Consider the following 13,262-nt stretch of genomic DNA (forward strand, 5'->3'; position numbering starts at 1 on the left):
ACCGGCGACAGAGCGATTACCCTTACGGCACGAATCTGATCTCTCCTCGCGCACTCGTGGCGGCCCTCGCGCTCGCGGCTACCGCAGTGGCATCAGCGGCGCCCACCAACTGCCAGGCTTCCTAAGACTTAGTGCAGACCGCCCAAGGATGAAAAGAGCTCCTCTGCCTCGATGTCATGCAGGGGCACGCGTACCCAAGGCGAATCACTGTGTGCGAGCAACTCGGTGAGCCGTTGCGATTGATCCTTCATCGCAGCGGCGACGTCGGGCTCACCGTCACTTGCCCAGATCATTCGACCCCACCAGAAGCTTGCGGCTACGTCAGCCCACGACACGAAGTAGCGCTGCAGGGCCGCCACGGCCTTATCGGAAATCTGAAGGAACTCTTCTGGAGAGATCCACCCCAGCTCCGTTGCCGGCCCACCAACGTTGTGAATTCGGATGATGTCCCATGCGCGAGTCGTGGCGGGCAATGCCGGGGCTGCTGCTTTGGCAAAGCCCTCCGAACGCAACATCCTTACGAGGTAGCGGAACTTATGTTCTCCACGACGCGGATCCGCGCCTTGGGCAACAAAGAAGTCTTTAAGGAACTCGACCTTTTCCTCCACTTCCGCATCTAGCTCGCGCTCGGGGACGTCCTTCACGGCGTATGCGAGCGGTAAAATAAAGTCATTTTCCACGTGCTGACTGCCTTCGAGCAACACGTCAATAGCCTGGTGCGCTTCCTGTGCACCAGTGACCCCCCAGTTTTGCTCGAGAGATGCTTTGTAGTACTTGGCCGTCCTTGCATTGATGTCCTCAACCCCTAGCGGAGTCGCAAACGCCTTATTGCTCTTGTATATCATTCCCCAAGAGTGGCGGCGCACTTCATCTTTGCTCGGCGCCGGTTCCGGCCACGGGAACTTTGTAAGGCGGTAGATCCAAGTATCATCAAACTTTGCTGGCGTGAACGTTGAGCTCATATCTTCACAAAGTACCGAGGTTCCCAACGTGGATCCGTGGCGCCCCCTCCGTCACCCCTATGTTGGGGAGTGACGGACGCCATATCGCAGCACACACAGTCATCATTTTTGATGTGTTGTTAGTCTCGTGTGCATGACAGGACCCCAAATTGCATTGACAGACCGGCCAGATCTCGGCGCCGCGCTTAAACGTGCTGGTGATTCCGAGATTGTGCACACTGCCGCCGCAGCCGTTGTGGAAGGCCTTGGTGTCGACGAGATTGTCTTGGAAGCCGCCCCCACGAAAGCAAGCGGGGTGGATGGTGCCGCGTTTGTCACCAACCGTAGGATCCTCGTGACCGCCGATAAGAAGGATCCATCTCATTTTGAGTTCCTTGAACTGGACAGCCTCGGCAACGTCACAGTTCTGCCCTACAAGGGTGGCTGGGCCGTCGTGGCTCAGCTCTACAGCACCTACAAAGTGTGGAGCGGGTTCACGGAGAAGGCCGCGCGTCGCGTGCAGTTTGCCGCCCAGTGGGCCCTGACCGCAGGCCGGGAGGCACGAACGGAGGCCTCGCGCGCGGTGTCTTCGGAAGAACTTTTTAAGCGATGGAAAGAAAACAAGCACCGTCTCAATCGCAACAGCGTGGAAGAGCGCGTTGCGTCGATGCACTCCCTGTATTCCGACATTGATTCACGGTGGTGGACTGAATAATGAGCAGACTTGCATACCCGGGTTCGCCCGACCACTTTAACGGGGCAGAAGACACCTCACACATCGAAGAAGGCCAGGTAATTGCGGATAATGGCTACCGCCATTTCATCAAGCACGGCTCACCACTAGACGCCGGCACGTCTCCGAAGAGCGCCTCGGGCACCGCCTCACCCTCGTCGAACCCCACCGCGGGAACCACAGGCACCCACTCCAATGACTCAAAGCAGGGTCTCAGCGTTAAGAAGCAGCTGTTGCTCCTTCCGCTCGTGATCGCGGTCATCGTGGTGGTAGCGATTGGCTACGTTGCACTTAAAGACGCGCTCTTTGGTGATAAATCAGAGGATTCGGCTGCTCCCGAACAACCGGCCGCTGAGACACCTGCCGATTCTGGGGCTTCCAACGGTGGCGCTACCGGCGCGACCGGTGGAGCAACCACTGGCGACACTCAAAGTGGCCTCACCCCTGCTGACCAAGCACCCGAGCCGATTACTGACTTCGTGGAGGCTTGCACGGATTATGAAGTGGTGTTCAGCTACTACGGCGCGGATAACTCCCCTGCCCCAGAAGCAATGGGCACCAACTGCTCCGTGGATACGACGAAAGCACCTGAGGTTGGTTACGTGGTCTTCACCGATGACCCTGCCGCCACCGCCGCCGTTCGTGACGGCAAGCCCGTCCTAGACGGCATTGAGATTCCGGCAGAATCAACGCGTGGCTCCACATTCAAAGCACAGCGAGTCGAGTCCCTCATCACTGTTCAGGAAATCCTCCCAGATGATAAGGGAATCGTTGAGTACATGATCAAAAATAATGACCCTGAGGTGGCAAAGAAAGCTCTGGTAGACCTCGGCGTGGCCAAGTAGAGCTAGAACGCGCACTTCTACCCGCCGCCTTCTGTTTTCATTTTATTGTCAATAAGAGTCGGTGGTGATAAGCTGAGTGCATGGCACACGAGCACCACGACCACGATCACTCCGGCACACCGCTACGCGCACTCCTCATAGCGCTGAGCATTACCGGCACCGTCTTCTTCGCGGAGCTGATCGGCGGCTGGTTGGCGGGCTCAATGGCGCTGATGGCCGATGCGATGCACATGCTTTCCGACGCCGCCGGGCTCATCATTGCGGTGATTGCGGTGTTGATTGGGCGTCGACAAGCATCAGCCCAGGCCACATACGGCTACCGGCGAGTGGAGGTGCTTGCGGCGCTGGCAAATGCGGTGATGGTGCTGGCGATCTCGGTATGGATTGTCGTCGAAGCTGTGCGTCGCCTACAGAACCCGGCCGAGGTGCAGGGCGAGGCAATGCTGATCATCGCGGGCATCGGTCTCGTGGCGAATGCACTGTCGGCGTGGGTGCTCCACCGGCACCGCGAATCCTCAATTAACGTGGAGGGCGCGTTCTTGCACGTGCTGGTGGATTTGCTCGGCTCGGTCGCCGTGATTGTGGCGGGCATCGTGGTGCTGACCACGGGGTTTGTGGCGGCGGACGTGATCGCCTCCCTCGTGATCGCGGCGATGGTGCTGCCGCGCGCCTGGCAGCTCATGCGGTTGTCGGCGAGCGTGCTGCTCGAGCAGGTTCCGGGGGGCTTCGACGCCAGCGTGATCGAGCCCGCGCTGCGGCAGGTCGAGGGCGTTGCCGATATCCATGACCTGCACCTGTGGAGCCTGGATGGTGTAAACGTGCTCACGACCGTGCACATCGTGCGCGACGGCACCGTCGACACCGGCCCACTGTTGGATGCCGCCCAGCAGGCTCTGCGTGAACACGGCATCGAGCACTCCACCATCCAGATCGAACACCCGGAGCACGAATCCCACGAGACCGTGTGCTGATTCCTTTTAATTAGTCGGTGGGATAGCCCACCCACCGGTCACACAAAGAAAGCCCCGATCCGCACGAAGTTCACATGCGGTTCGGGGCTATTCCTTATGGGCCCAGTGTGGGTCCCGAGTCAGTGCTTAGAGCGGCTGGCCAGCACCGGCACCTGCCGGCGGCGGGTTGCCGTCATCACCATCATCGTTGTGGGATTCCTCAGCGGAGTCGCTACCTGACTCGTCGAGGACGTCCGGGGTGACAGTGTCGGGGCCATCGGAGTCTGGGCCGTGAGTTTCGGCGTCGATTTCGGTGGCCAGTTCCTCATCGGCCTCACGCACGGCGGTCTCCTCGAGATCCTTGTCGAAGGTGTCCTCCGGCAGTGGGCGCGGACGCGGGGTGAAGGTGAAGGTGGCAGAAGAGTTGTCCTTGGACTCGCCGTCCCAGCCTTCAACGTCCACGGTGATGATTTCGCCCGCACCGATTTCGCCGAAGAGGATCTTCTCGGAGAGCTGATCCTCAATCTCGCGCTGGATGGTGCGGCGCAGCGGACGAGCACCCAAGACCGGGTCGAAGCCGCGCTGAGCCAGCAGATCCTTGGCCTTCTGGGTGAGCTCAATGCCCATGTCACGCTCGGAAAGCTGCTTCTCCACGCGGGCGATGAGCAGCTCCACCATCTCGACAATCTGCTCCTGCGTGAGCTGGTGGAAGACCACAATCTCATCAATACGGTTCAGGAACTCAGGGCGGAAGTGCTTCTTCAGCTCGTCGTTGACCTTGTTCTTCATGCGCTCGTACTGCGCATCGGCGTCATTCTCCGAAGAGCCGGTAAAGCCCAGTCCCACGGCCTTCGAGATGTCCTGGGTACCCAGGTTGGAGGTGAAAATGAGCACCGTGTTCTTGAAGTCCACCACGCGGCCCTGACCATCGGTCAGGCGGCCATCCTCCAACACCTGCAGAAGGGTGTTGTAGATCTCCTTGTGGGCCTTCTCGATCTCATCGAAGAGCACCACGGAGAAAGGCTTACGGCGAACCTTCTCGGTCAGCTGGCCGCCCTCTTCGTAACCAACGTAACCCGGAGGGGCACCGAAGAGGCGGGACGCGGTGAAGCGATCGTGGAACTCACCCATATCGATCTGGATGAGGTCATCATCCGAACCGAAGAGGAAGTTAGCCAAGGACTTCGACAGCTCCGTCTTACCCACACCGGAGGGACCGGCGAAGATGAAGGAACCAGAAGGACGACGCGGGTCCTTCAGACCAGCACGGGTGCGGCGGATGGCGCGGGAGACGGCCTTGACGGCATCATCCTGGCCGATGATGCGCTTGTGCAGCTCCTCCTCCATGTTGAGGAGGCGGTTGGATTCCTTCTCAGTGAGCTTGAGAACCGGAATACCGGTCCAGTGAGCGAGGACCTCCGCGATCTGCTCCTCACCAACCTCGGCGATTTCCTCCAAGTCACCAGAGCGCCACTGCTTCTCCTTCTCCGCACGCTCTTCACCGAGCTTGCGCTCCTTATCACGCAAACCAGCGGCCTTTTCAAAGTCCTGAGCGTCAATCGCCGCTTCCTTTTCCTTGCGGACCTCGGCGATGCGGTCATCGACTTCACGCAGGCCTTCCGGAGCGGTCATGCGCTTAATACGCATGCGAGCACCGGCCTCATCGAGGAGGTCGACAGCCTTATCCGGCAGGAAGCGGTCATTGATGTAGCGGTCAGACAGGGAGGCCGCTGCCTTCAGCGCCTCATCGGTGTAGGAGACACGGTGATGTGCCTCGTACTTATCGCGCAGACCCTTGAGGATGAGGATGGTGTCATCGAGAGAAGGTTCGTCCACCTTGACCGGCTGGAAGCGGCGCTCGAGAGCAGCATCCTTCTCAATGTGCTTGCGGTACTCATCCAAGGTAGTGGCACCAATGGTCTGCAGCTCGCCGCGAGCCAACTTCGGCTTCAACAGCGAAGCGGCATCGATAGCACCCTCAGCGGCACCGGCGCCAACCAACGTGTGGATCTCATCGATAAAGAGGATGATGTCACCGCGCTGGTTAATCTCCTTGAGCACCTTCTTCAGGCGTTCCTCGAAGTCACCGCGGTAGCGCGAACCAGCCACCAAGGAGCCCAGGTCTAGCGAGTAGAGCTGCTTATCCTTAAGGGTCTCCGGGACCTTGCCGTTAACGATATCGAGGGCCAGGCCCTCCACCACGGCGGTCTTACCCACGCCGGGCTCACCGATGAGCACCGGGTTGTTCTTGGTGCGGCGGGACAGCACCTGCATGATGCGCTCGATCTCAGAATCGCGACCCACTACTGGGTCCAGCTTGCCATCGCGCGCCGCCTGGGTGAGGTTGCGACCAAACTGGTCCAGCACCAGGGAGTTGGAACGCTCACCGGAGCCGCCTGGGCCGCCACGTCCACCCTGGCCAGCGCCGGCACCGGCACCCACCGGACCTGCACCACCCTGGGACTGGTTGCCCTCTCCCTCGTTGCCCTCATAGCCGGAGAGCAGTTGGATAACCTGCTGGCGAACACGCGGCAAGTCAGCGCCCAACTTCGTCAGCACCTGGGCCGCTACGCCATCGCCCTCGCGGATGAGGCCGAGCAGCAGGAATTCGGTACCGATGTACTTGTGGCCCATCTGCAGGCCCTCACGCAGCGAGAGCTCGAGGACCTTCTTGGCGCGCGGGGTAAATGGGATGTGGCCGGTGTGCGGCTGAGAACCTTGACCAATAATCTCTTCCACCTCACGGCGGACATCCTCCAGCGAGATGCCCATGGACTCCAAGGCCTTGGCTGCTACGCCTTCGCCTTCGTGGATGAGTCCTAGGAGGATGTGCTCGGTGCCGATGTAATTGTGGTTGAGCATGCGTGCTTCCTCCTGCGCCAAAACGATGACGCGGCGAGCACGGTCCGTAAACCTCTCGAACATTACCTCTTACCTTTCGCTCTAAATGTGTCATCCACTCTAACGCGCGGGGAGGACACTCCATTCACGATTTCCCTCCCCCTCTTCCCCTAAACCAACATTTCTGCAGGTAAAGGCACTGTACGCCGGTAGCGAACAGGTCATAATGAAGCCGCTTTTCGCACTAACCTGCCACAGAAGCTTCGCCACCTTAGAATGAAGAGGATTCTATATATCTCATCATCGACCCCTCCACGAAGGATTTCCTCTCATCGTGACTATGCTCCCAGAATTTTTCACCACCCAGCACCAGCTGCGCCAAAAGGCAGTCTTGGACCAAGGAGCGGACTCCGCGCTCTTCCTCGTGGAAGATCCTTCACATGACGAGCTGCTCGTGGAGATATACAGCCCGGAGAACCGCGGCGTACTCCGCCAGTCCGGCGTCGTGGGGCAACTACAGCACAGCGCCATCGCCCCCATCGTAGGCACGGGAACGATGAACAACGGTCAAGAATTCTTCGTGCGCCGCAGCCTGCCAGGTGAGCAGCTGTCGAATTTCACTTCCTCTGGCATCGGCGCGCAACACCTTTCCCGGGAGGAGGCCATCGCTGTCTTCGCCCCTTTGGCTGACGCCACCGATTTCCTGCTCCAGAAGGGCCGCAATAACTTCGCTCTCCGCGCGCTCAATCCGCGCCGCATCATCCTGACCAATAACCGCTCGAACGCCTTCTTCGCAGCAGTCGGCCCAGCTACGGGCTCCGAGGCCCCCACTGCAACAGCGAAGGAGGCAATCGACCGCCTGGCACAACTCCTCGCCGCCGCCTATCCTTCCTTCCGCGCAGCAGGCGCTTATACCTCGGCGGCCGCCGTTGTTGATTCTCTCCGAAATGCTGGAGCAGGGATGGCCAGCGCCAGCGCGGCAAGCGCAGGTGCCACCACCACGCCTAGCGCCGACGCCGCCGCGGGTACGCCACAGTGGCAACCGGAACAGCATTACGCTGCCGCCCAGCAAGGAGAATGGGGAACGCAGCCGCAAGCGCCGGTTCCCGCTTCCAACCCTGCAGAAGACTCCGCTCAGCGCGGGTCGACCTCGAAGAGCAAGGTCTTTGCTGGCCTTGGTGTGGGCCTTGTCCTTTTAGCCCTCATCGGCGGCCTGCTGTGGTTCTTCTTGGGCCGTCCGGCGTGGTCTGAGGAGGAGCAAGCGCTGGTCGACGACCACCCAGGACTCATCAGCTCCCGTCCCGGTGGGGAGGGCTTCGACGGTGCCACCTGCGAGTCCCGCGAGCCGGAGGATGGTCAGGACGCGAAGATTACCTGCGTTGGCGACGGTGTGGGCTACTCGGTGGCGCGGTACGGGGACGTCGCCAAGCGCGACGCAGCTGCCCCAACACAGGATGCGCAGGAACTGTCCAACGGCCAGTGCACCGTGCACAGTTATGACGTTTCCGATTCCGAGCCGGTGTTCTACATGAGCACCGAGGACTCCGCGGACGCCGTCCTCGTGTGGGGTGAGGACGCCGAAGAACTTCGCCTGAACATGCCGCTGTGCTAAGCCGCACGCTCACTCGGTGCAGCTAGTCTGCGCCGTTAGTCCACACGCTTAAGCAGCGGTGCAATCACCGCAATGGCGATACCGGCCACGCCGGCAAAGAGGAAAGCCCAATGCGTTCCCTGTGCCGTCGCTGCGGCGGGCCCCATCCCCGCGGCGGCGCCAGCCTGGGTGCCGCGTGTGAGGAAGACTACGAGCAAAGCCGTTCCCGTCGCGCCAGCCAACTGCTGGAAGGTGTTCATGATGGCCGAACCGTGCGAGTAAAGCTTCTCCGGAAGCGAGGACAGCGCTGTGGTCATCAGCGGCGTCATCATCAAGCACATGCCGAGGGAGAAGATCACGTGCATGCCCACGACCATCCACACGGCTGAGTTCTCGCCCAAGGTAGCCAAGAGCCACAGGCTAGCCACCATAAACAGCGAGCCGGGAATCATAAGCGGGCGCGGACCATAGGAATCGAAGAGTCGGCCCACAACCGGGGAAAGAAATGCTTGGAGAATACCACCCGGCATCACCGCCAATCCCGTGGCAAAGGCGGTGACGCCCAAGGTCGTTTGCAGGTAGATGGGCAAGACCGTGACCATTCCCAGCATGAGCCCAAAGGACAGGAGGAGGATGATCACCGCGAGAGTGAAATTGCGGACGCGGAAAGGACGCAGGTCCATCAGGGCGCGGTCCTCCAGTGCCAAGCGCTGCTGGCGACGGATAAATACGATGAGCGCGATGACGCCGACCACGGTAACGGCGATATCCACCCAGGCGCCGCCCTCCAGCATCTTTTCCATCGAGGACAGACCATAAATCAGCCCGCCAAACGCGAAGGCGGAAAGGACGACGGAGAGGCCATCGAGCGGAGTATCGCGGTTCTCACCCACATTGCTCAATCGCCAGAGCCCGGCCACCAGGATGAGAGCGATGAGCGGCACCATGGCCCAGAAGATGACGTGCCAGGTGAAGCGGTTCAGAATCGCCCCGCCGACTGTGGGGCCAAGCGCCGGGGCAACGGAGATAACCACAGAGATGATGCCCATTACCGTGCCGCGGCGCTGCGCTGGGACCAGCGTCATGGCCACGGTCATCAGCGTAGGAATCATCAGCGCGGTTCCGCCGGCTTGCAAGATGCGGCCCAGGAGCAGAATGACGAAGCTCGGGGCGAGGGCCGCCACCACGGTGCCAACCAGGAAGAGTCCTGCGGAGGCGGTGAAAATCTGCCGCGTGCTAAGCCTCTCCAGCAAGAAGCCGGTGGTCGGAATGACGACGGCCATGGTGAGCATGAATCCCGTCAACAGCCATTGGGCGCTCGTAGCAGGAATGGAGAAGTCCGCCATAATGGCTGGTAGTGCGACGGAGAGCGAGGTCTCGTTGAGAATCATGACCATCGCTCCCAGCACCAGGATGCTGAGGTTAATTATCACCTTCGAGGGAATGTCAGCGGACATGCAGCCAGCCACACCTTTCAACTCTTCATTTTTGGCTCTAAGCGCTGCTACTAAGCCTGGCAGCACTCAGGCGACAACACGTAAGCGATTTAGTGTATTCCCTAGGCGGCTGGGCATGGCACATGACCCGGAGCCGCAGGGTTCTCCACTCTCCCGCGGCTTGAGGTGTCTGACTGCGATACCTTAGGGCAGGGTTTCCATGTTGCGCGGCGTGATGACCACGACGCTGCCACCGCTGTCCAAGCTGCAGCCCAACAAACGGTTTTCTGGGGTGTCCTCCCACAGTTTCGGCGCACCGTAAGCACAGTGCCCCAGGTCCGTGGTGAGGTGGCCGCGGTTTCCGCCCTCGCCAGCCTGCCAGTCATGGTTAGCGTATTCATCCAGCAATTCCATGGCGTCATTGCAATTCGTGCCGTCCTCTTGCACGTAGACCAAACCGGTGTCTTCACCACGCGTACCGCTTTCACCGCACACCGTTCCGGTGTTGGCGATGCCGCTCGCATCTGGCTTCGCTGGGAAGGTATCGGAGTAGTACTGGCCATCGTCCTTGACGGTGAAGTGGTGCCCGTTCGCCTTGACCACAAACTCGTTGCCACTGAGTGCTTCAAAGGTTCCACCGTCAAAGCTCACGGTCTCGCCCTCGTTGAGCGTTGCAACTTCGGTCGGTGTATAGAACTCAATGGCCCACACGGGGAAGAAGCCGCGGTCGCCGAGGTAGCTCACCGCGTTTGACCTCCAGCTCTGCATGACCGGCCCCGGATAAATTGGCGGATCGGCAAATTCGACCTTGCAGTTCGGGGCATCGGCCTCTTCGTGGATGAGGCAGAGGACGCGCCCATCCGGGCTCTTGACCGCTGGGATGGGGTTCGGAATCGTCGCTAGGTTGCCACCCGCCATAAAGTCCTGCGGATCGCGTTCCTTCAGGCCGCCGGGTTTGTCTTTATCGGGCTTGGCGCTGCTCGACGCCGCGGCCTCGGTAGAGCTACTGGAGGCAGATTCAGAACTGGCGGAGCTGGCTGAGTTCTGTTGAAACTGTGGCTCATCGCCCGCCGGCTCGCTCGTCGAAGAACACGAAGCCGCGGCGCAGGCCATGAGGGAGGCAGAAAGGATAGAGAGAAGCTTCTTCATAACAATCATCGTCCCACGAATTAGTGCTGCGCTAGTAGTTATATGTGTATTTCGGAACATCTGGGTGTTCAGCGTCGAGAAGAATGACCCGACCATTACCGGACAAGTCACCGCAGTGCAGACGGCGTGCATCCGGATCTGGCATGTCAATGTACTCCGGTTCTCGATAGGAGCACTTCCAGCCGTCAAGCTCCAGAATTCCGCGAGAATTCCGTTCTTTTATGTCCCACTCGTAGTTGAAGTACTTGTTCACGATGTCCATTGCAGTCATGCAATTCGTCCCGTCTGTCTGCACAAAGACTTTCTCGCGGCCAAAATTAGTGTCGACCTCGCCGCAGATGGTGCCCACGGGCGCATAACCGTTGGAGTCCGGCTTCAGCGGATAAGTATCCGCCGAAAACTGGCCGCCGTCCTTCACCGTGAAATGATGGTCTTGGACCCGAACGGTGAATTCATCCGCGTTGGGGGCTTCAAAAACCACGCCGTCGATATCGACTTTCTCGCCTTCCTCCAGCTGCTGCGATGGAACCTGGTCCCCGGCATCCACCACGCCCTTGGGGAAGAAACCGGCACCTTCTTTATAGCTGACCATGTTTGCTTCCCATTGCGGGTTCTCGGGGTCGGGCAGGATGGGCGGGTTCTCGAAGCCAACGAAGCACCACGGCCCTTGAGAGCCCTCCGTCAGAGAACACGACACTCTGCCGTCTGGGCTCCTCACTCCCCAGGCAACCGTCGTCTCATACCTGAATCCGGTAGCGCGGAAGTCCTCAGCATCGCGTTCTTTTAGTCTGGAAGATTGAGAATCAAACTCCGGCTCATTATCTGTAGAATCGCTCGCTACCGCAGCACCGGATTCTTCCGAACCGCTCTCAGAGCCGGAGCTATCCACAACTTCGAATCGAGGAGTGTCCTCTGTTCCTTCATCGGAGGAACAGGCAACCAATCCAGCGGCCACCATCGGGAGTGTGAGAAGAGAGAAAAACTTTTTCATGCTTTGCATTGTTCCACGCAGGCAGGCTTCACGCTGGGTGTTTCCTTGCTACGACAACTTAAAAGCCCTTAAAACAACAACGCACAAGCCTTCGGCTGCGGGGCCGGTGGCTTGTGCGTTGAGGAGGAAAGCTAGCGCGGAGACTAGTGCTCAGGTTTCACGATGGGGAAGAGTACCGTCTCACGGATCCCCAGGCCGGTCAGAGCCATAAGCAGGCGGTCCATGCCCATACCAGCGCCCGCTGTCGGCGGCATGCCCTGCTCCATGGCGGCGAGGAAGTCCTCATCCAAAACCATGGCTTCTTCATCGCCGCCAGCAGCCAAGCGGGCCTGGTCCTCAAAACGCTCGCGCTGGATTACGGGATCCACCAGCTCAGAGTAACCCGTGGCCAGCTCGAAGCCGCGCACATAAAGGTCCCACTTCTCCGTCACGCCCGGCTGCGAGCGGTGCTGACGGGTCAGCGGGGAGGTCTCAACCGGGAAGTTCTTCACAAAAATTGGGCCCTCAAGCTGGTCCTCGCAGAGCACCTCCCAAATCTCCTCCACCAACTTGCCGTGGCCCCAGCCGCCGTTCTTCGGAACGTCGAGCCCGATGACGTCAGCAATCGCCTTGAGCTCCTCGACGGTGGAGTCGATGGTGACCTCCGGCTGGCCGGGGAACTTGCGCTGCAGAGCCTCGTTGAGGGAGGGGTACATTTCAATCTCCGGCCACTCTTCGCCACCGAAGTCATACTCAGTACCATCAGCCAAGGTGACGGTGGTGGAACCGAAGACCGCGCGGGCCACAGACTGGATGGACTCGCGGATAGTGCGGGCACAGTCGTTGTAGTCACCCCACGCCTCGTAGGTCTCCAGCATGGCAAACTCCGGGGAGTGGGAGCGGTCAACGCCCTCGTTACGGAAGTTGCGGTTGATCTCAAAGACGCGGTCGATGCCGCCGACCACAGCGCGCTTCAGGAAGAGCTCCGGAGCGATGCGCAGGTAGAGGTCAATGTCCAGGGCATTGGAGTGGGTCACGAACGGGCGGGCCGCCGCACCACCGTGGAGGGTCTGCAACATCGGGGTTTCGATCTCCACGAAGCCCTCATCTTCCAGGTAGTTGCGCAGCGCACGCATGACCTTCACGCGGGTCATGGCATTCTTGCGGGCCTCCTCGCGCACGATGAGGTCGTTGTAGCGCTGGCGCACGCGAGTTTCCTCGTTCATGTCCGCGAAGGAAACCGGAAGCGGGCGCAGGGACTTCGCCGCCATGGTCCACGTGGAGGCCATAACGGAGAGCTCGCCACGGCGCGAGGAAATGACGCGACCCCGCACGGAGATGAAATCACCCAGGTCAACGTCAGACTTCCACGCGGCGAGGCGCTCCTCCCCTACCTCTGCCAGCGACAGCATGGCCTGCACTTGGGTGCCATCGCCATCTTGCAAGGTGGCAAAGCAAAGCTTGCCGGTATTGCGCATGAAGATAAGGCGGCCGGCGATGGCTACCTCGACGTCAGTCTCCTCACCCGCGCTGAGGTAGGTGACGCCCTCTTCCGCGGCCGGCTCTTCGCCCTCGGCAACGACCTGGAACTGCTGGCGGAGATCCTGCAAGGAGATCGTGCGGTCTACGGTCACCGGATAGGGCTCGGTGCCGGACTCCAACAGTCGGGCGCGCTTCTCGCGGCGAATGCGCAGCTGCTCGGGGACGTCAGTAACTTCAGTATTCTTCTTCTCGCTCACGGTTGTCTAGGGTAGTCGATCCCTATACGCTGGCGCGATCCCGGTTCACAGAGTGTTCATCTAGCGG

The 13,262-nt window shown here is 60.2% G+C and carries 10 protein-coding genes; 4 read left to right on the forward strand and 6 right to left on the reverse strand.

Features of this window, described 5'->3' with window-relative positions; genetic code table 11:
- Positions 1-128 precede the first annotated feature (128 nt).
- Positions 129-962 (reverse strand): DUF1266 domain-containing protein, encoded by an 834-nt coding sequence (locus HMPREF2943_RS10655; protein WP_070711562.1) that lies wholly within the window; start codon positions 960-962, stop codon positions 129-131.
- 133 nt (positions 963-1,095) lie between these two features.
- Here HMPREF2943_RS10655 and HMPREF2943_RS10660 point away from each other — a divergent pair, with 133 nt between their 5' ends.
- The 3 genes from HMPREF2943_RS10660 to HMPREF2943_RS10670 all read left to right on the forward strand — a co-directional run bounded on the left by HMPREF2943_RS10660 (position 1,096) and on the right by HMPREF2943_RS10670 (position 3,490).
- Positions 1,096-1,656: a hypothetical protein gene (locus tag HMPREF2943_RS10660; protein ID WP_070711563.1), complete on the forward strand. Its 561-nt coding sequence runs from the start codon at positions 1,096-1,098 to the stop codon at positions 1,654-1,656.
- Positions 1,656-2,519, forward strand: coding sequence for a hypothetical protein (locus tag HMPREF2943_RS10665; protein ID WP_070711564.1), 864 nt, complete (start codon positions 1,656-1,658; stop codon positions 2,517-2,519). The genes HMPREF2943_RS10660 and HMPREF2943_RS10665 overlap by 1 nt, the downstream gene beginning before the upstream one ends.
- A gap of 80 nt (positions 2,520-2,599) precedes the next feature.
- Entirely contained in the window at positions 2,600-3,490 is an 891-nt protein-coding gene (locus HMPREF2943_RS10670) for a cation diffusion facilitator family transporter (protein WP_070711565.1), read from the forward strand.
- Between the two features lie 126 nt (positions 3,491-3,616).
- Here HMPREF2943_RS10670 and HMPREF2943_RS10675 read toward each other — a convergent pair whose 3' ends face one another.
- Positions 3,617-6,394, reverse strand: a complete 2,778-nt coding sequence (locus tag HMPREF2943_RS10675; protein WP_070711566.1) for an ATP-dependent Clp protease ATP-binding subunit — start codon at positions 6,392-6,394, stop codon at positions 3,617-3,619.
- A 256-nt stretch (positions 6,395-6,650) separates the two neighbouring features.
- Between HMPREF2943_RS10675 and HMPREF2943_RS10680 the strand changes: the two genes are divergently transcribed.
- Positions 6,651-7,922 carry a serine/threonine protein kinase gene (locus HMPREF2943_RS10680; RefSeq protein ID WP_070711567.1) on the forward strand — a complete coding sequence of 424 codons (1,272 nt, stop codon included), beginning with the start codon at positions 6,651-6,653 and terminating at the stop codon, positions 7,920-7,922.
- 35 nt (positions 7,923-7,957) lie between these two features.
- Here HMPREF2943_RS10680 and HMPREF2943_RS10685 read toward each other — a convergent pair whose 3' ends face one another.
- From HMPREF2943_RS10685 to lysS, 4 genes are all read right to left on the reverse strand, one after another.
- Positions 7,958-9,358, reverse strand: coding sequence for an MDR family MFS transporter (locus HMPREF2943_RS10685; protein WP_070711568.1), 1,401 nt, complete (start codon positions 9,356-9,358; stop codon positions 7,958-7,960).
- A 183-nt stretch (positions 9,359-9,541) separates the two neighbouring features.
- Positions 9,542-10,486 carry a hypothetical protein gene (locus HMPREF2943_RS10690; RefSeq protein WP_070711569.1) on the reverse strand — a complete coding sequence of 315 codons (945 nt, stop codon included), beginning with the start codon at positions 10,484-10,486 and terminating at the stop codon, positions 9,542-9,544.
- 31 nt (positions 10,487-10,517) lie between these two features.
- Positions 10,518-11,477, reverse strand: coding sequence for a hypothetical protein (locus tag HMPREF2943_RS10695; RefSeq protein WP_141756104.1), 960 nt, complete (start codon positions 11,475-11,477; stop codon positions 10,518-10,520).
- 143 nt (positions 11,478-11,620) lie between these two features.
- Positions 11,621-13,195 (reverse strand): lysine--tRNA ligase, encoded by a 1,575-nt coding sequence (gene lysS, locus HMPREF2943_RS10700; RefSeq protein WP_070711571.1) that lies wholly within the window; start codon positions 13,193-13,195, stop codon positions 11,621-11,623.
- Positions 13,196-13,262: the final 67 nt, after the last annotated feature.

Source organism: Corynebacterium sp. HMSC072D12 (assembly GCF_001813925.1).
In the GTDB taxonomy this organism is placed as follows: Bacteria; Actinomycetota; Actinomycetes; order Mycobacteriales; family Mycobacteriaceae; genus Corynebacterium; species Corynebacterium aurimucosum.

Coding starts and splice junctions, on each gene's coding strand:
- HMPREF2943_RS10655 (WP_070711562.1), bottom strand. CDS start 962: ATGAGCTCAACGTTCACGCCAGCAAAGTTTGATGATACTTGGATCTAC.
- HMPREF2943_RS10660 (WP_070711563.1), top strand. CDS start 1,096: ATGACAGGACCCCAAATTGCATTGACAGACCGGCCAGATCTCGGCGCC.
- HMPREF2943_RS10665 (WP_070711564.1), top strand. CDS start 1,656: ATGAGCAGACTTGCATACCCGGGTTCGCCCGACCACTTTAACGGGGCA.
- HMPREF2943_RS10670 (WP_070711565.1), top strand. CDS start 2,600: ATGGCACACGAGCACCACGACCACGATCACTCCGGCACACCGCTACGC.
- HMPREF2943_RS10675 (WP_070711566.1), bottom strand. CDS start 6,394: ATGTTCGAGAGGTTTACGGACCGTGCTCGCCGCGTCATCGTTTTGGCG.
- HMPREF2943_RS10680 (WP_070711567.1), top strand. CDS start 6,651: ATGCTCCCAGAATTTTTCACCACCCAGCACCAGCTGCGCCAAAAGGCA.
- HMPREF2943_RS10685 (WP_070711568.1), bottom strand. CDS start 9,358: ATGTCCGCTGACATTCCCTCGAAGGTGATAATTAACCTCAGCATCCTG.
- HMPREF2943_RS10690 (WP_070711569.1), bottom strand. CDS start 10,486: ATGAAGAAGCTTCTCTCTATCCTTTCTGCCTCCCTCATGGCCTGCGCC.
- HMPREF2943_RS10695 (WP_141756104.1), bottom strand. CDS start 11,477: ATGAAAAAGTTTTTCTCTCTTCTCACACTCCCGATGGTGGCCGCTGGA.